18 protein-coding genes and 2 riboswitches are annotated in these 24,442 nt (G+C 38.7%); of the genes, 8 read left to right on the top strand and 10 right to left on the bottom strand.

Features of this window, described 5'->3' with window-relative positions; genetic code table 11:
• Positions 1–679 precede the first annotated feature (679 nt).
• Positions 680–2,311 (bottom strand): ABC1 kinase family protein, encoded by a 1,632-nt coding sequence (locus ACDX78_RS01265; protein WP_486024665.1) that lies wholly within the window; start codon positions 2,309–2,311, stop codon positions 680–682.
• Positions 2,312–2,685: 374 nt separating this feature from the next.
• Between ACDX78_RS01265 and ACDX78_RS01260 the strand changes: the two genes are divergently transcribed.
• The 3 genes from ACDX78_RS01260 (at position 2,686) to dapA (ending at position 6,393) form a co-directional block, all read left to right on the top strand.
• Positions 2,686–3,741 (top strand): FUSC family protein, encoded by a 1,056-nt coding sequence (locus ACDX78_RS01260; RefSeq protein ID WP_486024664.1) that lies wholly within the window; start codon positions 2,686–2,688, stop codon positions 3,739–3,741.
• 69 nt (positions 3,742–3,810) lie between these two features.
• Positions 3,811–5,133, top strand: a complete 1,323-nt coding sequence (gene dsdA / locus ACDX78_RS01255; RefSeq protein ID WP_486024871.1) for a D-serine ammonia-lyase — start codon at positions 3,811–3,813, stop codon at positions 5,131–5,133.
• 89 nt (positions 5,134–5,222) lie between these two features.
• Positions 5,223–5,402, top strand: a riboswitch (Lysine riboswitch).
• A gap of 97 nt (positions 5,403–5,499) precedes the next feature.
• Positions 5,500–6,393: a 4-hydroxy-tetrahydrodipicolinate synthase gene (gene dapA, locus ACDX78_RS01250; protein WP_486024662.1), complete on the top strand. Its 894-nt coding sequence runs from the start codon at positions 5,500–5,502 to the stop codon at positions 6,391–6,393.
• Between the two features lie 512 nt (positions 6,394–6,905).
• On the opposite strand, the gene ACDX78_RS01245 is transcribed toward dapA, so the two are convergent.
• The 7 genes from ACDX78_RS01245 to ACDX78_RS01215 form a co-directional block, all read right to left on the bottom strand.
• A complete protein-coding gene (locus ACDX78_RS01245) occupies positions 6,906–7,805 on the bottom strand; it encodes a GNAT family N-acetyltransferase (protein WP_486024661.1) in 900 nt (299 codons plus the stop codon).
• Positions 7,806–7,849: 44 nt separating this feature from the next.
• Positions 7,850–8,065 carry a hypothetical protein gene (locus ACDX78_RS01240; protein WP_486024659.1) on the bottom strand — a complete coding sequence of 72 codons (216 nt, stop codon included), beginning with the start codon at positions 8,063–8,065 and terminating at the stop codon, positions 7,850–7,852.
• Between the two features lie 136 nt (positions 8,066–8,201).
• Positions 8,202–9,617, bottom strand: coding sequence for a class II fumarate hydratase (locus ACDX78_RS01235; RefSeq protein WP_486024657.1), 1,416 nt, complete (start codon positions 9,615–9,617; stop codon positions 8,202–8,204).
• A 190-nt stretch (positions 9,618–9,807) separates the two neighbouring features.
• The gene (locus ACDX78_RS01230; RefSeq protein ID WP_486024655.1) at positions 9,808–10,578 is read right to left on the bottom strand and encodes a YibE/F family protein; all 771 of its coding nucleotides are present in this window, start codon (positions 10,576–10,578) and stop codon (positions 9,808–9,810) included.
• Complete coding sequence (locus tag ACDX78_RS01225; protein ID WP_486024654.1) at positions 10,575–11,714, bottom strand: YibE/F family protein; 1,140 nt, start codon at positions 11,712–11,714, stop codon at positions 10,575–10,577. The genes ACDX78_RS01230 and ACDX78_RS01225 overlap by 4 nt, the downstream gene beginning before the upstream one ends.
• 71 nt (positions 11,715–11,785) lie before the next feature.
• On the bottom strand, positions 11,786–13,150 hold the full coding sequence (mgtE, locus tag ACDX78_RS01220; protein WP_486024652.1) for a magnesium transporter: 1,365 nt from the start codon (positions 13,148–13,150) through the stop codon (positions 11,786–11,788).
• 312 nt (positions 13,151–13,462) lie between these two features.
• Positions 13,463–13,628, bottom strand: a riboswitch (M-box (ykoK) riboswitch).
• Positions 13,629–13,644: 16 nt separating this feature from the next.
• The gene (locus tag ACDX78_RS01215) at positions 13,645–14,304 is read right to left on the bottom strand and encodes a phosphatase PAP2 family protein (protein WP_486024651.1); all 660 of its coding nucleotides are present in this window, start codon (positions 14,302–14,304) and stop codon (positions 13,645–13,647) included.
• Positions 14,305–14,681: 377 nt separating this feature from the next.
• On the opposite strand from ACDX78_RS01215, the gene ACDX78_RS01210 reads away from it, so the two are divergent.
• The 4 genes from ACDX78_RS01210 to mgtE (ACDX78_RS01195) all read left to right on the top strand — a co-directional run bounded on the left by ACDX78_RS01210 (position 14,682) and on the right by mgtE (ACDX78_RS01195) (position 19,263).
• Entirely contained in the window at positions 14,682–15,272 is a 591-nt protein-coding gene (locus tag ACDX78_RS01210; RefSeq protein ID WP_486024649.1) for a helix-turn-helix domain-containing protein, read from the top strand.
• Between the two features lie 233 nt (positions 15,273–15,505).
• Complete coding sequence (gene rodA / locus ACDX78_RS01205; RefSeq protein WP_486024648.1) at positions 15,506–16,672, top strand: rod shape-determining protein RodA; 1,167 nt, start codon at positions 15,506–15,508, stop codon at positions 16,670–16,672.
• A 63-nt stretch (positions 16,673–16,735) separates the two neighbouring features.
• Positions 16,736–17,848 carry a putative lipid II flippase FtsW gene (gene ftsW / locus ACDX78_RS01200; protein ID WP_486024646.1) on the top strand — a complete coding sequence of 371 codons (1,113 nt, stop codon included), beginning with the start codon at positions 16,736–16,738 and terminating at the stop codon, positions 17,846–17,848.
• Positions 17,849–17,904: 56 nt separating this feature from the next.
• Positions 17,905–19,263, top strand: a complete 1,359-nt coding sequence (mgtE, locus tag ACDX78_RS01195) for a magnesium transporter (RefSeq protein WP_486024645.1) — start codon at positions 17,905–17,907, stop codon at positions 19,261–19,263.
• Between the two features lie 145 nt (positions 19,264–19,408).
• Here the strand turns inward: mgtE (ACDX78_RS01195) and ACDX78_RS01190 are convergent, their stop codons facing one another.
• Together ACDX78_RS01190 and ACDX78_RS01185 are read right to left on the bottom strand one after the other, a co-directional pair.
• Complete coding sequence (locus ACDX78_RS01190) at positions 19,409–20,983, bottom strand: glutathione ABC transporter substrate-binding protein (RefSeq protein WP_486024643.1); 1,575 nt, start codon at positions 20,981–20,983, stop codon at positions 19,409–19,411.
• A gap of 13 nt (positions 20,984–20,996) precedes the next feature.
• A complete protein-coding gene (locus ACDX78_RS01185; protein ID WP_486024641.1) occupies positions 20,997–22,091 on the bottom strand; it encodes a M24 family metallopeptidase in 1,095 nt (364 codons plus the stop codon).
• Between the two features lie 596 nt (positions 22,092–22,687).
• On the opposite strand from ACDX78_RS01185, the gene ade reads away from it, so the two are divergent.
• On the top strand, positions 22,688–24,424 hold the full coding sequence (ade, locus tag ACDX78_RS01180; protein ID WP_486024639.1) for an adenine deaminase: 1,737 nt from the start codon (positions 22,688–22,690) through the stop codon (positions 24,422–24,424).
• Positions 24,425–24,442: the final 18 nt, after the last annotated feature.

The raw sequence follows: 24,442 nt of genomic DNA, 5'->3' as shown, positions 1-24,442 counted from the left end.
TACAACCATTCCTTTCATGTCGGGATTTTCAGGGTGAAAATACCATATTTCACTTTAATTCTGCGTAATCTTTTGTTATCTTGTCCGATATTACAAAAATTATAAAATGATTTATCGGAGGTGGGAGTTTTTATAACGATTAATATAAAATGGATTTACTTGAGAGAAGGGGAAATCCTTAAAGTGGGAGAATTAAAGGATTACCGAACGAAGAAATATACTAAATGTCCGAATGAGTTGCGAAAAAAAGAAAGCGTTGATATATAATGTTTCTAATCGCCGTATAGCCGATCAAAAAATAGCTCATTCGTCAAATAGCGCTGATCTAACCGCCGTTTAGTCCACTAAAACCAGATCCGCCGTCGAATAGCGCCGTACTAACTGCCGTCTAGCTCGTTAAAACTAGCTCACCGTTAATAGTGCTGGTCTAACTACCGTTCAGCCCATCAAAACTAGCTCCATCGTTGAATAGCGCTAATCTAACTGCCGTCCAGCCATTCAAAACCAGCTCATACGTCGAATAGCCCATCTAAAATAATTCAAGCGCATCAAAAACCTCGTAAGTCAATTAGAATTTTAGCAAGTTAATATTCCAGTCTTCAGGCAAACCAGTTCTTATTAAAAAAACCGCAAAAAAACGGTTCCTGCGTTTTTGCAACACAAGAACCGTCCCCGTGTTTCAAAATCGTCCGGAGCGGAATATGGCGTATAGGATCCATATGAACATGCCGGCGGCGACAATGAAGCCGACTTCGATGACGGGTATGTTCCAGATTTGGCTTGTCTGGCTTACGATGGCTGAGCCGATTATAAGTCCTGTCATGATGATGCTGAAGGCCAGCAATACAATGCTGAAAGCGAGCCGGTTACTGATTCTGTCCATTTTCTTTGAGGATTCATCCAATTTTGGTATGGAAACCTCCAAGCGGACTTTTCCTCTTTTAACTACTGACTTCGCTTCCTGTATATCTTTTGGCAAATCCTTAAGCAGTTCACGATATTCCAAAAGATCATTTAGCATATTTTCGGCAAGTCGCTTTGGGTTATATTGTTCTTTTAATAACTGTTTGCCAAAAGGCTCTGCCATTTTAATAATACTGAGTTCCGGATCCATTCGTTCTACCATTCCTTCAATCGTAAGGAATGCTCTCCCGAGAAGGGTTAAATCAGCTGGGATCCGGATATGGTGGTTATAGGCAACTGTAAATAACTCATTAATGGCGTCACCTAAACTGACATGGCTTAAAGGAATGTCATAATATTTATCCCTTAGTTTTTCAACATCTTTGTTTAATTTATTTAAATCCACGTCTTCGGGAACCATGCCCATCCGATTTATCGCTTTAATGATGCCGTCCGTATGCTGTCTTCTCAGTGCGATGACAAACATGGAAAGGCTGTCCTTCATTTCGGAGGTAATCCGTCCGACAGAACCGAAATCTATGAATACTGTTTTTCCTCCTGGCAGAGCCATAATATTGCCGGGGTGCGGGTCGCCATGAAAGAAACCTTCAATAAATATCTGATGAAACATGGCCTCTACTACTTGCTCTGCAATTATACTTGGATCATGACCTTTCATTTCAAGCTGTTGGACATTTTCCAACTTTGTCCCAGTAATAAACTCTGTTGTTAATATACGGTTTGTCGTATAATCCCAAAAGACTTCCGGTATATGGATATAGGAGTCGCCTTTAAATTGCTCCTTTATTTTCTCGGAGTTTCTTCCTTCATTTAAATAATCCAGTTCTGCTTTTAATGATTTGGAAAATTCATCAATGATTTCGACGATATTATAACGGGCTGCGATTTCCAGACGCTTTTCCGCGATTTTGGCAATATCTTTTAAAATTTCCAGATCCGTTTTAACGTTATCCTGAATGTTAGGACGTTGGATTTTTATTGCTACAGGCTCACCGGTTTTTAAAACAGCGTAATGTACCTGTCCAATGGAAGCAGCAGCAACGGGTGTTTCATGAAATTCGGAAAACAAGTATTCTACAGATTCTTCAAGTTCCTCTTCCAATATTTCTTTTGCTTCATTGGAGGGGAAGGGTGCTACATTGCTTTGCAGCTTTTCAAGTTCAATAATGATATCCTTTGGCAGTACATCTGCACGGGTACTTGCAAATTGCCCGAGTTTAACAAAGGTGGGACCCAATTCTTCCATAAACAGGCGAATTCTCTCTCCTGTTGTTTTATGTTTATTTTCTTTTTGTTGATTTAAGAAAATCCTTCTTGGCAAGGAAAGAATCTCATGCAGCCCCAGTTCCATGGCTAAGTAGCCAAAACCGTAACGCGTTAATGTCATAATTATATCCCTGTATCTTTGCATATGTCGAATTCTTCTCTTGAAAATAGATACCCCTCCTTCAGCAATGTTTCAGTGACAACTCTTCATTGTTTTATTTATAACCTGCTGTATTATTTCATTTTAATGAGATGATGTCTTATTATAGAAATATACGGGAAAAGCTTAATCATGAATTATTATAAATTCCCCATTAATTTTTACCCGGTTTTTAAGTAATTATAGCATTTTTCTGCTTAGTAAGCTGTTTACGAGAAAAATGAAAAGGAATTGTACATATACTACAAGTATACATCATGATTATGATAAAATTTAATATTAATAAGTGTAGAACGTAAAAAGTAAAAATAATTTAGGTTTTTGAGGTGCTGTAAATGGATTTTAATATTGGACCACGTATGGTGAAAACAGGTCTGGCCGTTGCTCTCACATTGATTATCACCGGTACGTTAAACCTTGATCTCGAAATTGTAGCAGCGATTGCTGCGGTCATAGCAATGCGTCCTTCCATCATGAGGTCTTATACGTATATAAAAGAGGTTGTTATTTCCAATAGTATCGGGCTTGTCTTCGCACTGGCAGGATATTTTCTGCTCGGTTCCCATCCGTTGTCCGTCGGTGCTATGGTTGTGCTGGCAATCGCTATTAATGTTAGGTTAGGGTTGACTAAAACAGTCAGTCTGACTACATTGACCGTTGTGGTTATGATGATAGGCACAGGAGAAGGGATGTCGTTTATCTATGTTGTTCAGCGGTTATCTCTTGTTGCTATCGGTGTATTGTCCGCTTTTATTATTAATGTGATAGTTTTTCCGCCAAATCATGATAAAAATTTGTTTAAAATGATTAAGAAAGCGAGCGAGAAAACAAATTTCCTCTTACGTGTCAGTACAAATAACACAATGAGTGTTCCTCAAATAAAAGCAGAAGATAAGGAAATGGAAGATCTGATTGATGATGCCAAGGACTATTTTGAAATTATTGTTGATGAGCGGAATAATATTTTTATACGTAACCGAATTCGCTTTTTTAGAAACATCGTTATTTACAAGCATATGATACAGGTGCTGATTAAGAAAAAGGAATTGATCCTGCAAGTGGAAAAGCATTTTGAAAAAATTGAAGAAAGCGCAGGAAACAAAAGGTTCCTAATTAAAAAGCTAGTTAATGAAATAAGTAATTACAGCGAAAATATTCTCATGTTATATGAAGATAAAATAGTACTGGATAAAGATTTACAAAAAGAGACCAAAGCAGCCATGCAAATTACGATCAATAATCTGATTGATGAGCTGCAGGGATCTGATTTTGAAAAATGGACGGTTGTATTTCCGATTGCCAGCAGTATTATTGAGTTATTTTACGAATTGGATAAATTGGAACGATTCGTGAGAGTGAAAGAATTAAAAGCAAAAAAACAGGATAAATAGGGACAAATGAATAAGGAAAAGCTAAAGAGGGTATATCTTAATTAGACTTATTTACCAGGAGGAGCGATTATCATTTTTTCACAGGATAAGCTAAGAAAAATTCAGCAAAAACACCCAATACTTCAATCCATTATGAAAAAAGAACCTGTTCTATGGAAAAATCCGTATAAAAAAAACGTAGAAGCATTGGAATCTTCTCTTACAATGGACCACATCCATGAAGCAGAAAAATTATGGGAGAGGTTTGCTCCATTTTTAATGAAGGAATTCCCGGAAACGAGGGAAGCAGAGGGGGTTATTGAATCTCCTTTAAGGGAAATACCGGAAATGAAAAATGCACTGGAGAATAATTATGCTGCAAAACTTGATGGAAGGCTGTTCCTAAAATGTGACAATGAACTGTCTATTGCCGGTTCCATTAAGGCAAGAGGCGGTTTCTATGAAGTATTGTATTATGCGGAAAAATTGGCATTGGATGCCGGATTAATTACAAAGGAAGATAACTATGAGGCTTTTTCCAGCCATGACTTTAAAAATTTTTTCGCGCAATATAAGATTGGAGTCGGTTCCACCGGAAATTTAGGGTTAAGTATAGGGATTATGAGCGCTAAACTTGGATTTACGGTATCGGTTTACATGTCGCATGATGCAAAGCAGTGGAAAAAGGATTTGCTCCGTGAAAAAGGGGCAAATGTTTATGAATTTGAAGGAGATTTTGGCAAGGCAATAAAAGCCGGAAGAGAAGAAACACTTGCTGATCCAAAGGGATATTTTGTAGATGATGAAAGTTCACAGCATTTATTTCTCGGTTACAGCACTGCAGCGCTAAGATTGAAAAAACAATTTGAACAGGAAGGGATAAAAGTAGATGCAGAACATCCTTTATTTGTTTATCTCCCATGTGGTGTTGGCGGTGCACCTGGCGGCATCACCTTTGGCATGAAGCTCATTTTTGGGGATCACGTCCATGCCTTTTTTGTTGAACCTGTTCAATCACCGTCTGTATTAACAGGACTTGTTACCGGAGAAAAAGATAAGATTAGTGTGCAGGATATTGGACTGGATAATAAAACAGAAGCAGATGGACTAGCTGTTGGCAGACCTTCTACTTTTGCCAGTTCAACCAGCGAGCAGCTGATAAGCGGAATCTATACTTTTGAAGACACCATTTTATTCCAATTGCTTGCCATGATAGCAGACACTGAAAACATATACCTTGAACCTTCTGCAACGGCAGGATTAACCGGTCCAATTGAAATTTTTAATTCAGATTACCTGGAAAAACATCAGATAAATAGTGAAAATGCAACGTACATTGCCTGGGCTACCGGCGGTGGGTTAGTACCAGAAGAAGAAATAGAAGATTTTTATCAAAAAGGTAAGTCTATGTAAAAGAAACAGGAAAAAGGCTTGTTAATAAAGTTTTTTTCTGTTACATTTAGGGTAGTAAGTTTATATATCTTATTTTAAGTTTTTTTTAAGATAAGGGTAGAGGTTGCAAATACCATTAGTACTTATGAAGAGGAGAATGGGCTCCGTTGATTCATAGGGAAAGGGGAATTTGCCGAAGTGGATGGATGCTCATCATTCGGAAACTGGTTCTGTTATTGAATAGATGCAGAATTGTCATATAGGAGACTATATGGGGGGCTATCATGCTAAGAACATATCGTTCTTTAAGCAACAGCGGCCTTTCGTTGTTGTTTTTATTTTGGCTCTCCACACCAGAAAAAATATTAGAATAGGGTGTGAGATTAAATGAATTTCGGGCGTGTATTAACAGCAATGGTAACGCCATTCGATGAGAATGGGGAAGTAGATTTCAGTTCGACAGAAGTTTTGGTAAATCATTTGATCAATAACGGAACAGAAGGGATCGTTGTTGGAGGAACAACAGGTGAATCTCCCACGTTAAGCCATGAAGAAAAACTGCAATTATTTAACTTCGTTGTAAAAGTGGTAAATAAACGCGTGCCGGTAATTGTAGGGACAGGGTCAAATAACACGCGGGCTTCCGTGGAGCTGACAAGAGAAGCAGAAGTTAGTGGTGCAGATGGTATTATGCTCGTCACACCATATTATAATAAACCGTCACAGGAAGGAATGTATCAGCATTTTAAAATGATTGCAGAAAGCACTTCATTGCCTGTAATGCTATATAATATTCCTGGACGAAGTATAGTTAACATGGAGCCTGAAACGATTATCAGACTCTCTCAAATAGATAATATCGTTTCTGTAAAAGAAGCGAGCGGAGACCTTGATGCAGCTGCAGAAATCATTAGTAAAACATCAGATGATTTTAGTGTGTACAGCGGGGATGACAGTAACACGCTGCCATTAATGTCCATTGGTGGAACAGGAGTAGTGTCTGTAGCTGCTCATGTTATTGGAAATGAAATGCATGAAATGGTTACTGCATTTAAGCGTGGAGAAGTTGTCCAAGCAGGGGCATTACACCGTCAGCTATTGCCGATGATGAAGGTGTTGTTTTCAGCGCCGAATCCGACGCCGGTAAAGGAAGCTTTAAATCAACTTGGCATCTCGGTTGGAGGCGTACGTTTGCCGCTCATACCGTTGAATGATACAGAGCGTGCTTCATTATATCACGTGATGGAAGCATATGAAACGAAAAAAGCTGCAGGATATTAATTTCGGAAGAGCTTGATTCGACGTGGATTGAGCTCTTTTTTGGTGTGGAATTTAAATTCAACAGGTATTGTTATTGTGGATGTTGTGAAGGCTATTTTAAACGAAGAAGCGGTGATTTCTCTGAGTCGGATTCCAGACAAGGTTTCTGTGGTACGTCATTTTGTTTTTGGCACCAGATGACATACCATAGACGCTCTCTATGGTACTTCATTTCGCTTTTTTCACCAGATGACATACCATAGACGCTCTCTATAGTACCTCATTTCGCTTTTTGCCCCCGATGACATACCATAGACGCTCCCTATGGTACGTCATCTTACTTTTTGCCCCCGATGATATACTAGAGAGAGACGTCTACACGCCCTGACTTTACTATTTTTCACTAAGTGTCCTTCATCAAGGTTAACTGTATGATTGGGTTTTCGCACGTGTTCTGTCACGGACAATCCAAATCAAAAACAGCAAATAGATTCGCAGTCTAAATACGACGGACACCTTAAAGACGATAACCCCTATAAACTCGACTGAAATTCATCAGCTGGGATTTTCCCCCATGCTTCTGTCTTAGCCCCATATAAAATCCATGGGTCCGGAAGTTCAAATGCATTGTCATCCGGTAATAACTGTGCTTCCTCTTTTGTAAAGTCCATCCAGATATAGGTTTCTTCTTCATTTTGAGCTGCGAAACTCCGGTAATCCCCGGAAATGGTTTCCCACAGTCCTTCTTGGGAAGTGAAATCACTCCACGGATAAACAGCATGCAAATAATGGTGTTTCTTTTGATCGTTTTTGGTGATTAGAAAGCGTGTTTGATCATCATTTTCATAAAAATTCCATTGCGCAATATCTTCATCATGAAATAGATATTTTGATCCCGGAAAAGGATAATAGCATTCAAACGGGAAGGGCTGAGCTGTTTTGATATATGTTTCCGCAAGCCAGGCTTTTTTACGCTCAAGACTTGTAATCAGGTTCCACGGTTTTGCACCTGTTTCCAGCATGGAAGTATCTTTTGTGATAGCTCCATGCAATTTCGTGTGTTGGTCTAAACTATTTTTTTCCAACACACGCTGTGCAGGTGTATTCTGCTCCTGCGTGTTCGCCCCAACCCATACAATATTCTCTTCCTTGCATGCTTCATTAAAAACGTATGAGGTGAGTTTTGTAGAATGACCGTTTCCTCTATATCGAATGTCACTTCTTAAACGTCCCATCATGGCATAGTGTTTTGCGTAAATAGTATACCCTGTCATGCTGACGAGCTGATCATCCAAAAATAACCCAAATATACGATGGGGTGGAGCGGAAAGCCGGTCAAATATACGGATGACGTAATCATCTTCTATCCCTGTTTGCATTGATTCCACGATAGGAAAATCTTTTTTGTCCAGTTGTCTTATTACTTCATTCATCTGTAAATTCCCCCAAGAAGCTTTATGTATTATTTCCCATATCATTATAACTGCATTTTACACATAAAAAAAGAATCGTTTTCCGTTTTTCCTGGATAACGATTCTTTTTGTGCTTGGTGCGGTATAAATAATCCTTTTTCGTTTTGGTCTTACGCGTTCGCAAATCAAGTTCTGCAAAAGGGCTGCGGTTGATTTCCGGGTTTAATCTCCCTTCACGGATCAACTTCTGCCGCTTTTTCTGTGCTTTGGATCTTGTCATTTAAATAACCCTCCTTTGTTTATCTCTTTTATTATAGATGAGGAAAGTTCTTATGTCACGGGCCAGGGAAAAATTACATAATACAATTTCCCCTTGCAAATTTATTTTTCGCAAGGGGCTGCAAGCTGCAGGTTCGTTAAGAGAATTGATTTAATGAAGTGTAATCACCAGGTTGTATGAATTTATCAGGTTTTAGTGCTTCCTCGATTTCCGGTGTGAGCATATTTTTTTCCTTGAGTACCTGTTTCAGCGTAACATCTTTTTCATCTGCTTCCATACCGATTTGTGAGGCAAGATCATAGCCTAAAATTGGGCTTAGGCCGGTAACAAGGGCAAGGGTTGATTCACTAAATTGCTGGCAAATGACTTCATTCGCCTGGATACCGCTAATGCATTTTGCCGTCAGGGTTGGAATGGTATTGGACATTAACTCAATAGATTCCAGTAATGTATGGGCAATGACCGGCATCATGACATTGATTTCGAGCTGGCTTCCTATTCCTGCAGTAGCCATTGCTGTTTCATATCCGATAACCTGACAGCATACCATATGGGTCATTTCCAAAATAGCTGGATTTACTTTTCCAGGCATGATGGTTGAACCTGGTTGAACAGAAGGCAGTGTAATTTCTGCCAGCCCGGTTCTTGGACCGGAAGCGAGCAAGCGCAAGTCGCTGGTCATTTTAATTAGATGAACGGATAGCTCTTTTAATGCCAGCATTATTTGTATCGCTGCATTTCTGTTTTGCATGAAGCTGAATATGTTTTCCGGCTGTCGGAATGGCAGGTTTGTCCGTTCGGAAATTTCCTCGAGTACAAGCTGCGGGTATTTTGGGTGGGTGTTGATTACCGTTCCGATCGCATTTCCACCTAGTCCAATTTCATATAGCTTGTCAAGGCTTTGTACTATTTGAGTGTGAGCGGATTTAATTGTTTGTGCGTAGCCGGAAAATTCCTGACCCATCCGGATTGGGACCGCGTCATGTAAGTGGGTGCGCCCGCTTTTTACAATTGGCATTAACGATGCTGCTTTATCTTCTAGTTCTTTCTGTAATTGAAAGAGGGAAGGGAGCAGTCTTTCTGTGATGATTTCTGCAGCAGCCATATGTAATGCAGATGGAAAGGTGTCATTTGTCGATTGTGCCATGTTAACATGATCATTGGCATGAACAGAATAACTATCCAATGAACCACTTAAGATTTCGGAAGCGCGATTGGCAATAATCTCATTGGCATTCATGTTTTGTGAAGTACCGGCACCGGCTTGATATACATCTACAACAAAATGATCATCCCATTTTCCTTCTATCACTTCTTCAGCCGCTTCGATAATCGCGTTACCAATTTCTTTATCAAGCATACCCAGTTTCATATTTACCGAAGCGGCTGCTGACTTTATGATCCCCTGCGCTTTTATAAATGAACGGGGAAGTTTCAACCCACTTATCTGAAAATTTTCCACAGCTCGCTGTGTCTGCGGGCCGTAATAAGCATGGGCTGGCACCAGAATACTTCCCATTGTATCTTTCTCAGTCCGATAGTTATCCGTCATTTTTCGTTCTCCTTTAATTTAAATTACTATGGATTTATTGTTTCCAACTGTTATGTGAATAAACATATTATAAACATCAACTTATTGAGGAAAAAACGAAATTTATAACATCAATATTGAAAAAGATTGTATGGCATCTCAAATAATGGGCGTCCCTTTTCCCATTAAGTATCTGTGTGAGTTTATTTGGTCAGTCAGTTTCCTTTTCCCTTGTTTTCACTAAAAAATATGCCGTAATCCAGGAAGTAATGGGAATAGCCAGGGCGATACCAATTCCTGCACAAAGGATTGTGATCATTTCAGCACTGAATACTTTTGAATTTACAATTTCTCCAAGTGAATAGGATAGATCTTTAAACCAGATCAGCAATGCCAGATAGCCTCCAAAAAAGGCGAAAAATAAAGTGTTCGAATTGGAGCCCAGGATATCTCTGCCAATCGTTAATCCCCAGCCGAATAACTCTTTTCTACTGATCGATTGGTTATGATTAAAAATTTCACGCATGGGTGAGGCAACCGACATAGCGATATCTGTAATAGCACCGATTGCACTAATAATAATCATGGAAGCACCGATCCTGACAAAATCCACGCCGATATATAAGGAAAACGGTTGAAGTTCTCCTATCTCCTCTTCACTAAACCCCTGAATCATTGCGGCATCTGTCATAATCACAATAAAAAAGATCAAAATAACGATCGTGATCACCGTAGAAATAAATGCTGTTTTCGTTGTACTGTTCACTTCGTTTATATAAAAAAGCGTAATCGCACTTATTACTGTACTTCCAATAATGGTGACGATCACCGGATCACCGGTTGGGTCGAGCATAACAAAAATAGAAATAATGATCACACCGAAATTCAGGACTAAAGCAATAAATGACCTTAAGCCTTTCCTTCCACCAATAAGCACCATTAAAACTAATAAAATGACTGCCAACCATGCCAATGTATTCATGATCTCTTCCTCTTTCGGTTAACGAATATTAATGCCGTATATAACCCGATTGGAATGGTTAATACGATACCGATACCACCTGCCAGTGCCCTGGTCAATTCCAGGGAAAGGTTAATGGAAAAAGTAAATGTCAACAACGAGCCATTTTTCAAATACAAAATAAGTGCCGGAATGGAACCGCCGATATAGGCAAAGAACAAAATATTTGTCATTGTACCCATAATGTCTTTGCCGATTTCCAGCCCGGATTTTTTAAGCGCCTTGTTAGATATTCTGTTGTTTTTTTCATATAAGCTGAAGACAGAAGTAGACATGGTAACGGCTACATCCATCACTGCTCCCAAAGCACCGATTAAAAGTCCTGCCATAAACACTATTTCGGGAGGACGGGTCAGAAAGCCCATTTCCTCATAACGCAGGCCACTTCCGGAAGTTAAAAACATAACAACATAGGTGATGAACAGTGATAGGAAAGTTCCCAAAATTGTTGCCACGATGGCTGCATAGGTTTTTTCATTAAAGCCGTTTACGAGCAACAGGGTTATAACCGTAAATAAAACGGCACTGATCCCGCATATCCACAACAGACTTATGTTGGATGTATGAATATAAACATCCAGCGCATAGGAAATTAAAGCAACATTCACTGCCAAACTTATAATGGAATAAAGTCCCTGTTTCTTTCCAACGATTAATAAAGTAAAGATAAAAATCCATGCAACAATGACAAGGTATTTATCTCGTTTTACATCAAGGACGGCACCGGTTAATTCTGAATCCCTCTCTGTACTCTCATCAATAGCTACAAATAAATCATTTCCAACATGGTATTCCTGATCATAGGCGCCGGATAAAGAGTATTCATTCGTCAGATGGACGAGCTCCCCTTTTTCATCCCCGTTTTTAATTTCCCCCACGATATGCTGGATAAATAGGGCATCTTCATTATTATTTCTATCAACCATTTCCTCACTATCTTCCAGACTCGTTTCAATAACGTTGGCTATGGTGCGTTCATAGAATGAATAATTGTTATGAACAAAGAAAAGAGATATGGTAAAACAGAGTACTAATATGCTGTATAAAATAAGTTGTTTGTGTGTGTTGCGTTTTAATTTATTTAGTCTAAATTTCAATTTAATCCCTCAACCATCATTTGCTACATTCTAGTATAGTCTCAAACTTATCTGTTAAAAGACGTAACCTCTTATAAATAATCAATTAATGTTGTGGCGATGGAAAAATAGATAAGCAATCCAATAATATCGTTTATCGTCGTAATGAACGGTCCGGAAGCAATGGCCGGATCCAGTTTTAATTTATTGATCACCAGTGGCACAGTCGCTCCGATAATGGTTGAAATACTTAACGTAATAAAAATGGAAATACCGACAATAAAGGCGAGCATCGCATTGCCCTGGTAAATTAAGTTTATGGTAATACCGAGAACGATCATACAGGTGAGACCGAGCATCAAACCAGTAGCAAATTCTCTTCTTACCATTCTGCCTAAACTGCCTTTTTGTATCGTCCCAAGAGCTAAACCGCGAACAGCAACTGCCAGGGACTGTGTTCCCACATTTCCGGCAGCGTCCATAATCAGTGGAATGAAAGCTGCCAGTAAGACGATTGCTTCCAGTGTTTCTTCAAAAAAACCAATCACCTCTGCTGTTACGAGCCCAAAAAGCATTAGCATAATAATCCATGGTACACGCTTTTTGGCAGCAGCAAAGGCACTGACACTCACATCCGTTGCCCCTTTTGCAGCTGATATTTCACCAAAATCCTCTGTTGCTTCCTCTTCCATGACATCCATGACATCATCCACGGTAATAATCCCGAGCAATGTTTGATTTTTAGAGACAACCGGCATAGCCAGGAAATCATACTTATGCATGAGCAAAGCGACATCTTCCTGATCCATCTGCACATCTACGGAAACGACTCGGGTACTCATGATATCTTCAATGCATTTAGTTTCGTTTGCAGTGATGAGTTCTCTCAAAGAGAGCACGCCCACTAGTTTTTCATGCTCATCCACGACATAAAGATAATAAATTGTTTCTGCATCCGGTGGTTCCTTTCTTAATTTTTCAATAACACTGGATGCGGTATCAGAAGAAGAAATTCGATAAACTTCCTTCGTCATAATGGCACCAGCTGTTTCAGCCGGGTAAGACAGTAATTCTTTTACTTCCGAGGCTTCCACTGGATCCATTTTATCTAAAATTTCAATTGCTTTGTCACCTGGAATTTCCTGCAAAAAATATGCTGCGTTATCTGCAGGCATGACGTTAAACATTTCTGATGAATACTGTTCATTTAGCTCAAGAATAATTTCCTGCTGTTTTTCAAATTCCAGCCGCTCGAAAATTTCCGAAAACTCATCAGGAGATAAATAATGATAGATTGCTTCTCGCTGTTTTTTCGTAAACGAATTAAAAATTTCAATCTGATCCGTTGGGTGTAATTCCAGGAAATACCTGCGAAATTGAATATAATCTTCTTGTTGTACAGCGTGTATAATGTGCTGTGCATATTGTTCACGGTCTTTTGCATCTAATTTAACCATGTTACTGCCTCCTGGATTGAGGGCATTCTTTTTCCATGAGCAGACAGGTCTGCATAAGTGCGGTCAGGACATTCGACCAAGGTCTTGGGAATGCCAGATTTCTAATCATTAGGAAAGGAGAATGACCCTCGATGATCTTATTATTTTTTTAAATGAATACTTTATACAAGATGAATCGGGTTCAGTATAATGATCCATAGTCATTCTCACTCCCTTTATTCAAAATAAAGAAACACCTCCCACAAATGGAAGGTGTAACATTAATTTTAAAAATAAATGTGTACGCAAAAAGTTTTCAACATAAACTAACTATGCTTCCTCCATTCGTAGAGCTTTAACACTGTGCGGCATAGGATTATGATCCAGCTGCATTAAAAACCACCTTATGTCGATGGTTTCTGTTGACCCATTGGCGTCTTTGGACGTTTTTGGGCAGCAGCATATCTCCGCACAGGAGCCTCACCTAACGAAGTATTTAATTGACAAATAATACTCTAATGGAAACCTGTCCCTTTGTCAAACCTGAATTTTTTGGTAAAAAGCAAATAGCAAAGCTGGAACCAAACGATCGAAATAAATATTGCCGCCAAAATATCCGTGAAGAAATGAGCGCCAATCATAATTCGGCTTATGGCTACAAGGACAGGTATGCCTGTGAGTACGGAAATGCTGATTACTTTCAAAGTTCCATGCTTCATAAACCGATGGCAGAGCAGGATGAAAACCAAGAATAAAAGAACAATGCGCATCGTATGTCCGCTTGGAAAACTGTAGGAAGTTATATCAAGTGAATATCCGAACACTTCCAGTTCTCTTGCCTCACCAGGTCTTCCGCGTTGGAATGTCATCTTTAACAATAAATTGATAAACATGCCACCGAATGTAACGACGAGTATAAAGGTTACATACATCCATAATCGCTTGATGCTTAAAATGACAGCAATGATCAAGGCAACAAATAAAATCATCTCACCGGAGCCGATATTCGTAAATCTCTTCATGATGGAAAATATCATTGGTGATTGGTGAGCGGTCAGCCAAGCATATATGGTCTCATCCAAACACACTAAATCATCTCTGAAGATAGAAAGGAATAGGAATAAAAATATACTAATTAAAATGATTGTGATTTGTTTCGATGTTGTAAATTTCATGTGATTCTCACTTTCTCTCATATTGAGTTAACAGTATAACATGAGATAATGGGAGAATCTATAAAAGCTGAAATAAATACAAAAATGCTGAAGGTTAGTGGGTGAAGACACAAAAGTATTGGGCAACACCTTGTGAGTGGCGTAACATGGCAGACGGATATACGCTTAAGAAAACTATCTTCAACTCGCTTTAAAAGATTATGATAAGCTTTATCCATATTTAATCTGTTAAACGAATTATTCAAGGCATTGAATTCTGTTGACAATATGTCAACGCATCTGTATATTTTTAACTAGTCGAAGAGAAATGCCTATTTTAGAAACAGGTGATTACTATTTACAATTACGAGAATTTACGTAAAGTACTAACAGAATTAATGGAAAGTAATAAATTATCCATGCGGAAGCTAAGCAAACGTACAGGAATAGACACAGCTACGATTTCAAAAATCGTCAATGGCAAACGGAAAGCGAATCTAAATCACTTATATAAATTTGCTGAAAGTCTTCATGTATCAGTTACCAGTCTATTAGAGGCAACAGGTTATGAAATCAAAACAAAAATTCCCGGCGCTGAACAGGGGCCGGTTGATTTAATCCGAGAATTTTTAAAAAGTTCTCCTGAGTATGATGAAACGCTTACAATGAAGCTTATTGAAAAAAGAAAAGCAGAGTATGAGAATTATAGCCTTACACATGAAGGCAAGCAAACCATTTTTAATAATTTCAAAAATAAATTGAACAATATTGGCGGTAAGGGTTCGTTCATTCAGCACCTTGAAATGATGTTTGAACGATTCCGACAAAAAAAAGGTACGAAAAAAGAACTAACGCTCATGGGAAGTGCACTTCTTTATTTTATTTTTACAATGGATGCTGTTCCGGATTATTTATTTCCGGTTGGTTATCTGGATGATGCACTTGTTGTCCAAATGGTCCTGCAATCACTTTCTGCAGAAAAAATATAGTAGGATTTTTACAATTAAGCATATACTTTAAAGACACTGCATAAGTGTGGCCCCATTTTGATAAAAAGCTTATTTTTTCAGGGATTATTGGAAGTTATGATAACTTAAAGAAACTTTTTTACAGGTAGAACAACATCGCCATTTCAGAAAGTTATGATCCAAGCCTATAAGGGCATCTTTCTCTCTTATTCAGTAAACAAATTTTAAATATAAAAAATGAAAGGTAAATCGATGTGGAAAAGCAACAAAGTGAACAGAAGATTGATTATATATTATTATCCACGTTATTGGGGTTATTTATTATAAGTCTGCTTGCTGTATATAGCGGTTCAGGACAATATGTGACCGAAGACTCATTTTATTTTGTAAAAAGGCAAATAATATGGTATATTGTCGGGCTGTTTATTATGGCAGGGGTTGCTTACTTTGATTTCGAACTGTTAAAACGATGGGCTGTTTACTTATATGGAATTGGACTTGTACTGCTTATTTTCGTTCATTTTTTCGGGACGGTAAAAAATGACGCACAGCGTTGGATTAGCCTGGGATTTTTTGATTTGCAGCCATCCGAATTTATGAAAATATTTCTAGTTATTTATATAGCTGTGATTTTAAGTAAACTGGGGCAAATGCGAAGTTCTTTTAAAAACAGTATAGCACCTACAATAAAAGTGATCCTGCTTTCCATGATTCCTTTTGCTTTAATATTAATCCAGCCTGATCTAGGTTCTGCGTTAATCATAGCAGCTACTGTCATAACTTTAACTCTTTTCTCCAGTATATCTATAAAAATGGTAGGTTTGCTTATGAGTGGAATGGGAAGTATTGTATTCTTTTTATTCTATTTATACCAGTATAATTATGACCTATTTACTTCCATTTTTAAGCCGCATCAATTAGGGAGGATTTATGGTTGGCTGAGTCCGGGTGAATATGCCAGTGGATATGGCTATCAATTACAGCAGGCAATACGGGGAATTGGGTCTGGACAAATGTCAGGTACCGGTTTTAATGAAGGTGTCCAGGTTCAGTCAGGCCGTGTTCCGGAAGCTCACACCGACTTTATATTCACTGTGATTGGCGAAGAATTTGGCTTTATCGGAGCAAGCATATTAATAAGTTTATATTTCCTCCTTATTTATCGGATTATCATGATCGCTGTAAATGCAAACAGCCTTTTTGGTGTATATATTTGTATTGGGACGGTGGGGTTAATTGCTTTTCAGGTTTTTCAAAATATAGCCATGACTATTGGATTAATGCCGATTACAGGTATTGCACTGCCGCTTATTAGTTACGGAGGCAGTGCGTTATTAACGAATATGATGGCATTGGGTCTGGTGCTAAGTGTCCATGCCAGAACGAAGCGCTATATGTTTGGTGATGCGAAGGTAGAATGATTTTACGGCTGGGCAAGGGAGATGCGTTGCTGTTTTCAATACGAAAAGTTAGTGGTGAAGGATATGATTTTGACCAAGTTGAAAAGAATGGATCATTCTTTAATTATAAGCATTCTCTTATTAGCTGCGTTTGGCCTTATTATGGTTTACAGTGCGAGTTATACACTGGGAGCCATGGAATATGATAATGGGAGCCATTTCTTTTTCAGACAATTACAATGGCTGCTTATTGGATTGTTTTTTTTCCTTGCTGCAGCGCTTGTCCCTTATAAAGTGTATGGGAAATTAAGTCCTTTTCTTGTCATTATTTCCCTCATTTTTCTTCTCATGGTACTGATGCCAAGTATTGGCGTGGAACGAAATAATTCCCAAAGATGGATTGCCGTAGGTTCATTTCTTTTTCAGCCTGCAGAAGCAGTGAAATTATTTATGATTATTTATTTTGCATATATCTTTGCAAAAAAACAGTCCTATATCGATCATTTTGGAAAAGCAGTTTTACCGCCATTGCTTGTTTTGGCTATTACTTTTCTATTAATCATGCAGCAGCCTGATTTAGGTTCCTCCATGCTGATTTTACTTGCCTGTGGAATTATCGTGATCTGTTCCGGCACAAGGCCTTTGCATATTACCCTGTTAGGCAGCGGGGCAATTCTGGCTTTTGCCTATTTTGCATATACCTCCTCTTACCGTTTGGAGAGGCTGACCTCTTTTTTAAATGTTTTTGACGATCCTCAAGGTTCCGGTTATCAACTGGTGAATTCTTATGTAGCCATTGCTTCAGGTGGAATTTGGGGAAACGGGTTGGGCAGCAGTGTGCAAAAATTGGGTTTTCTGCCTGAAGCACATACGGATTTTATTATGGCGGTTATTCTTGAGGAAACTGGGATTATTGGTTTGTTCTTCATCATTTTTCTGTACTTATTTATAATGTTTCGTGGTGTTTCCATTGCAAAAGGACTGGACGACATGTTTCCCAAGTTGTTGGCCATTGGTTTGACATTTCAAATAATACTTCAGGCTGTCATTAATTTGGGTGCCGTTTCCGGAATGTTGCCAATTACGGGTATTACACTCCCGTTTATTAGTTATGGGGGTTCATCTCTTCTATTTACTTTGATTTCAGCCGGAATTTTAGTTAATTTATCGGCGCATCGGAAAAGGTTGACTTCATAGTTTTCCTATTCATGAGTAAACTAAGACGAGAAGCTTTCAGTTTTAGGGGGATTGGCATGCCATTAAATATGACAGAAAATGAAGTAACAGTTGCACTTATTCAATCACTGAAGGAATCGAATAAACCTCGTTTCCTGAGAATTATTGAACAATTACAGCCTTATGATATGGCTCAGCAGTATATTCTTATTCCTGCTAAACGCCGGAATAAGTTTATTCTTTTTTTACCCATAGAACAAATGAAAAGACTTATTGGAGAACTTAAAGAAGAGGATCAATTGGAATTCCTGCAAAAATTGGGGATCGAGCGTTCATCCCAGGTGCTTGATTTGATGGAGAATGATGATCTGGCTCAATTACTGTCCCGAATGGATCCAGAACATATAGAAGAACTATTGGCAGGGATGAACAAGGGAGAAATACAAGTAGTTCAGAACATGATGAATTACGCCGCTGAAACAGCGGGAAGAATTATGAATAATCGTTATGTGTGGATACCGAAAAACTATACAGTAAGAGAAGCCGTTGATAAATTGAAGGATTTTGCGGAGCTTGCCGAGTATCTGAACTATTTATATGTAATTGATGAGGAAAAGAAACTGTTAGGTGTTGTTTCCTATAAGGATTTAATCCTGGCTGATATTCAGGATAAAATTGAGAACATCATGTTTACAAGAATTGTGAAAACAGATGTACATACAGACCAGGAGGAGGTTGCAAAAATAATCAGCCGCTATGATTTTGTTTCCCTCCCGGTTGTGGAAGAGGACAATACGCTGGTCGGTATCGTAACCGTGGATGATATTATCGATGTTGTATTACAGGAGGCAAACGAAGACATCGAAAAATTATCTGCTTCCGGAAAAGCGATTGACTTTAATACAAAACCATTGACCGCAGCAATCAGAAGGCTCCCCTGGCTCATACTGCTTCTATTTATCGGACTTGTGTCAGGCAGTATTATTGCCGGTTTTGAAGCTACGCTGGAACAAGTTGTTGCCCTGGCGTTTTTCATGCCGCTGATCGCAGGTATGACAGGAAACACGGGAACCCAGTCATTAGCAGTTGTAGTAAGAGGGTTGACGACAGAGGACTTATCATTTAAACAGGTGGTAAAACTTATTTTTAGAGAGTTTTGGGTTGGCATAATGATAGGGGTTACTTGCGGGATATTAATCTTAATTATCGCTTACGTATGGCAGGGAAGCTTTACTTTGGGGATCGTAGTGGGGAGTTCCCTGTTGCTTACGCTGATTATTGGAACACTTGCCGGAACCATCATCCCACTTGTTTTATATAAATTTAATGTGGATCCTGCGGTTGCTTCAGGACCACTCATTACAACGATTAACGATATTTTGTCCTTGCTGATTTACTTCGGGATTGCTACGGCGTTTATTTCTGCTTTAATGTAGGTGATCGGAGTTATTTGCTGCGTTCCTAAAATCTCGAAATCCATCGGCCTCTTCCCGAAATGAATAATGCAAACTAAAAGAGTCCCTTATGATGAAAACGCATTTTAATGAAATCCATCATAAGGGACTGCTTGTGAAATTTATGTTATTCGATAACTACATCATTTAGCATCATAATTCTGGAAGGATGCAGCCAGAATCCTTCTACACTATTGTGTACTGCTGCGATATATTCGGTGTGTCTTAGTAATGCCATCGGCGCATCTTCTATTTCAATTTCCTGAACTTGATGGTAAAGATCAACTCGATTATCAGGATCGTTCTCTCTTCTCGCTTCATCGATTAATTCATCTACTTCTTCGTTTTCATAGAAGCTGCGATTTCCTGGTGATCCGACTGAATCAGAATGGAAGAGATAATACTGATTGTAGTCACCGTCACCAGTCATATTAGACCAGCCAAGAATAAACATATCATGTTCACCAGTTGACGTTCCTTCTAAATAAGCACCCCATTCAAGAACCTCTATGGAGACATCAATGCCTACTTCACTTAGTTGATATTGGGCAACTTCAGCTGCATCCATTCTTGCCTGGTCATCATTTGTCCATATAGTTGTTTCAAAACCATCCGGGTAACCTGCTTCTGCAAGCAATTCTTTTGCCTTATCCAAATCATGTTCAAGTCCTTGCATATCAGGATTATGCCCGATTACGGCGGGGCCAATAGGTCCATCAGCATAAATACCAACACCATTATATACATGGTCGATCATTGTTTCCGTATCCAATGCATGACTGATTGCCTGGCGGACTAGCTTGTCATCAAATGGTTCTTTTTGTGTATTAAAACCAATATAATCCACACCTAACCCTTCACTGCGGTACAGATACATATTTTCAGATTCTTCCACTTGAATAATGTCATTTGTATTAATTGGTTCTGCAATATGGGCATTCCCGGTTTCCACCATACTAATTCTTGTCAGGCCCTCTGCAATTACTTTAAAAGTTACCGAATCTACATTTGCTGGTTCGTTCCAATAGGAATCATTTCTTTCTAAGACTATTTCATCTCCCGGCTCCCATGAATCAAATGAAAAAGGTCCAGTGCCGACCGGGTTATCATTTAATAGAACATCTCCGCTGCTATCGGCCTCGATGGCTACAGGGCTAATCATGCCTCCTGAATAATGAGCGAAATTTGCCAATAATGGTGAAAATGGATATTCTGTTGTTAATTTAATATCATATTCATCGACAACATCAATCTCTGTAATCATGTTAAATAAATCTGCTCTTGGTGAAGCAAACTCTTCGTCAGTTACTCTCTCAAGATTGGCTTTCACAGCTTCTGCATTAAATGGCTCGCCATCATGAAACTCAACATCATCTCTTAATTTGAAATCCCACGTCAGGTCATCTACCCTTTCCCACTCAGTAGCCAATCCCGGCTGAAATTCCATGTTTTCATCTTGTATCACCAATGTTTCGAAAATTCTATTATGGTATACATTTGCTGATGGAATGTCTGTACCCATATGCGGATCCAGGTATGTTGCGTCGGAACCAACAGCAACAATAAGTGAACCATCACCGCCACTATTTTCATTTTCTCCTTCTGACCCTTCTTCTGCAGGTTCTGGATCGGGTTCGCTCGCACAAGCAGCCAGCAGTCCAACTAAACTGATAAATAAAATAAATGATATGAATTTCTTCATGTTGTTAGCTCCTTTATTTGTTGTTTAATATTTGTAATTCCTTTGTAGATATAGTTAAATTTTCAATGCCATTTTCACGGATAACTACTAAATCTTCTATTCTTACGCCACCCCAGCCTGAAATGTAAATGCCTGGCTCAACAGTAATCACCATGCCTGGTTTTAGTATAGTTTCATCTGTAGATCTCATAGCAGGGCTTTCGTGAATATCTAATCCTAAAGAATGGCCAAGGCTGTGACCGAAATTATCCCCATATCCGGCATTTCTGATGATTGATCTTCCTACTTCATCGAGTTCATTGCATTTCTTGCCTGGCCCCACGTGTTTTAGACTGGTTTCCAGTGCCTGAGAAACAATGCCGTAAATTTCTCTTTGTTTCTCTATCGGTTCACCAATAACTACCGTTCTGGTAAAGTCGGTATAGTAACCGTTCACTTTTGCACCGAAATCCATTTTCACAAAATCCCCATCCTGTATAATTCTGTCGGTAGCTTGACCATGCGGAAGGGAAGATCTTTCTCCGGAGGCAATTACATGGTTTTCTTTAATTCCATCGGCACCATTTTTCTTCATGATGTACTCAAGTTCCAAACCGACTTCTTTTTCACTCATACCAGCTTTTATAAATCCGGTAATATGGTTAAATGTAAGGTCACATATACGAATCCCTTCACGGATATGATTTATTTCTGATTCATCTTTTATCATTCTGATTTGCATAATATAGGATTCTATTAATGAGAATTCTACGCCAGGTAATTCCCTTTCCAGTAATTTCTGTTTACCAACAGCAAGAGAATCTTCTACACCGACTTTGTGTAAATTCATTTTCTGTACTTGCTCACTGACACTATGCACCAGCTGACCACCGGGATGCTGAATCACTTCATAATGGCTGGAGGAGCTGCTTTTGGCATCATCTATGTAGCGAAAATCAGTTAACAGCACACAATTAGTTTGTGAAATGATAAGTGCTCCGCTGCTGCCTGGGAAATCCGCAAAATAACGACGATTTTCCTTGGAGAAGATAATGGCTGCCTCAAGATTTTGCTCGCGAAGTACTTCCTGGAGACTTTTAATTCTTTTGTTTATGCTAATTCTGATCACCTTCATTTCATGTTGTATAATTTTTAAAAATTAAATTTGATTAACAAATAGTATATTTAGGAAAGAACAAAATGTCAATAAATTTTTCTGAAAAACAACATAATGTTTATTTTTTTTAGATATATTTTACTATTTATGGTGTATGTTAATGAAAATAGTCATTTTTTGTTATCTTTTGGGTATCAGGTACGGGCAGTCATCTCTATATAAAATTATTAGGTATTAAAAAGGGGTCAACATCAAAATCAATGGTTGATATTAGTAAATAAATATGGTAATGGCACTAACTAGCGGAGGAAAAAAACACAGAGACTCCAGTGGGAAAGCGCAGTGGGAAGACCCCGCAGGAAAAAAGTGAACTTCTTTTTTTCGAAGAGGCTGAGCTCAAGCCCACGGAAAGCGTAGTGTTTTTCCGCAGCGGTCACTATAAATCATCATTATATTTTGTTTGTCAACCATATATTTTGATGAAGAACCTTAAAAAGATCATTAAAATAAATTCCATTAAAATAAATTTTTATTTTGTTGCACTTTCTTTTCCTGAGAAAATAAAGGTATAATAAAAGGATAATTATTTGTTAATGGAGAGAAAACTTATGGATAAACAAATGTTGAAAAAGAGAATAGATGTTGCAGCGAAAAAAGTACCTGCAGAGACAGTAATAAAGAACGGGAAAATTGTTGACGTATTTAATCAAGAAATAATGGAGGCCGATATTGCCATTGCAGATGGTGTTTTTGCTGGTATTGGAAACTATGAAGGAAAAAAAGTGATTGATGCAGGCGGAAAATATATCTTACCCGGGTTTATTGATGGACACGTTCATATCGAGTCGGCAATGGTTACACCAGATCAATTTGCTAAGGTAGTACTTCCGCAGGGGGTTACAACGGTTATTGCGGACCCCCATGAAATTGCGAATGTAAGCGGGGAAGAAGGGATTCACTTTATGATCAAATCATCTGAAAATATCCCCTTAAATGTGTACTTTGGAATCCCATCCTGTGTGCCGGCAGCTCCATTTGAAAATAATGGGGCAACATTGCATGCCAAAGAAATTCTTCCTTTTTATGACCACTCCAGTGTAATTAGTTTAGGAGAAGTGATGGACTATCCCTCGGTAAAAAATACAAATGACGAGATGATGGATAAGCTGGTGGATGCACAAACCGCTGGAATGCTCATTGATGGGCATGCGGCTGGATTTGATGTGGATGGATTAAATGTTTATATGGCTGCTCATATTCATAGTGATCATGAGTGTACAACAGCAGAAGAAGCAAAAGAAAGATTGCAGCGGGGGATGTATGTCATGCTTCGTGAAGGTTCTGCTTCCAGAGATTTAAAAGAGCTTTTAAAAGCTGTGAATGAAAAAAATGCCCGCCGTTGTTTATTTGTCACCGATGATAAGCATTTGGATGAATTGATGGAAGAAGGGAGTATTAACCATAATGTCCGTGTTGCTATTGAACATGGTATCAGTCCGATAACTGCAATTCAGATGGCAACACTGAATGCAGCGGAATGTTTCGGTTTAAATAATAAAGGGGCCATTGCCCCGGGGTATGATGCAGACTTCCTGCTTGTAAATAACCTGGAAGAACTTCATATAACAGAAACCTATGTTAATGGAATGTCTGTTGCCAAAACGGGTGAAGTCACGTATGAGCAAGAACATTCTGTACTAATCCCGGATCGTCTCATGAACAGTATACATATAAAAAACGTGACAGAAAAAGATTTGAAAATCAAATTGTCTGAAAGTAAAAGTGCGAATGTAATTTCCATTATACCTAATAGCATTACAACAAAACTCAATGTAATGGCTGCGGATGTCATTAATGGCTATTTTCAATCGTCAGCTGAAAAAGATATGCTGAAATTGGCAGTTGTTGAAAGACATAAAGCGACAGGGAATATTGGTATGGGTATTATACATGGGCTCGGGCTACAATCAGGAGCAATTGCATCCACGATTGCCCATGATTCCCATAATATTATTGCAGCAGGGGAAAACGATGAGGATCTGTTGATGGCAATTCGCTATGTAAAAGATATAAACGGTGGAGTAGTTGTTGTAAAAGATGGAGAAATACTTGCTGCCCTTGCATTGCCGATAGCCGGACTTATTTCAGACGAACCCTATCGGAAGGTGAAAAATAAATTGGAAGCATTGAATGTGGCACTTGAAGCCATTGGCTTTCAAGAAGAATTTAATCCATTTATCACTTTGTCATTTATGGCTCTTCCGGTTATACCAGAAGTGAAATTAACGGCCAAGGGTTTATTCGATATCACGGCGTTAGAGCATATTCCTGTATCAGCCGAGTAAAAGGTATAAATAACCGAT

It is taken from the genome of Virgibacillus oceani, assembly GCF_041521345.1.
Lineage (GTDB): Bacteria > Bacillota > Bacilli > Bacillales > Amphibacillaceae > Virgibacillus_N > Virgibacillus_N oceani_A.
Note: the sequence above shows the minus strand (reverse complement) of the source record. Positions and strands in the feature narration are given on the sequence as shown.

Bases quoted from the DNA above. Each gene is read 5' to 3' on its own strand.
- ade (WP_486024639.1), top strand. From the start codon at position 22,688: ATGGATAAACAAATGTTGAAAAAGAGAATAGATGTTGCAGCGAAAAAA.
- ACDX78_RS01210 (WP_486024649.1), top strand. From the start codon at position 14,682: ATGGAAAGTAATAAATTATCCATGCGGAAGCTAAGCAAACGTACAGGA.
- ftsW (WP_486024646.1), top strand. From the start codon at position 16,736: ATGATTTTGACCAAGTTGAAAAGAATGGATCATTCTTTAATTATAAGC.
- dapA (WP_486024662.1), top strand. From the start codon at position 5,500: ATGAATTTCGGGCGTGTATTAACAGCAATGGTAACGCCATTCGATGAG.
- ACDX78_RS01265 (WP_486024665.1), bottom strand. From the start codon at position 2,311: ATGACATTAACGCGTTACGGTTTTGGCTACTTAGCCATGGAACTGGGG.
- mgtE (WP_486024652.1), bottom strand. From the start codon at position 13,150: ATGGTTAAATTAGATGCAAAAGACCGTGAACAATATGCACAGCACATT.
- ACDX78_RS01245 (WP_486024661.1), bottom strand. From the start codon at position 7,805: ATGAATGAAGTAATAAGACAACTGGACAAAAAAGATTTTCCTATCGTG.
- ACDX78_RS01230 (WP_486024655.1), bottom strand. From the start codon at position 10,578: ATGAATACATTGGCATGGTTGGCAGTCATTTTATTAGTTTTAATGGTG.
- ACDX78_RS01215 (WP_486024651.1), bottom strand. From the start codon at position 14,304: ATGAAATTTACAACATCGAAACAAATCACAATCATTTTAATTAGTATA.
- ACDX78_RS01240 (WP_486024659.1), bottom strand. From the start codon at position 8,065: ATGACAAGATCCAAAGCACAGAAAAAGCGGCAGAAGTTGATCCGTGAA.
- ACDX78_RS01235 (WP_486024657.1), bottom strand. From the start codon at position 9,617: ATGACGGATAACTATCGGACTGAGAAAGATACAATGGGAAGTATTCTG.
- ACDX78_RS01190 (WP_486024643.1), bottom strand. From the start codon at position 20,983: ATGAAGAAATTCATATCATTTATTTTATTTATCAGTTTAGTTGGACTG.
- mgtE (WP_486024645.1), top strand. From the start codon at position 17,905: ATGCCATTAAATATGACAGAAAATGAAGTAACAGTTGCACTTATTCAA.
- ACDX78_RS01260 (WP_486024664.1), top strand. From the start codon at position 2,686: ATGGATTTTAATATTGGACCACGTATGGTGAAAACAGGTCTGGCCGTT.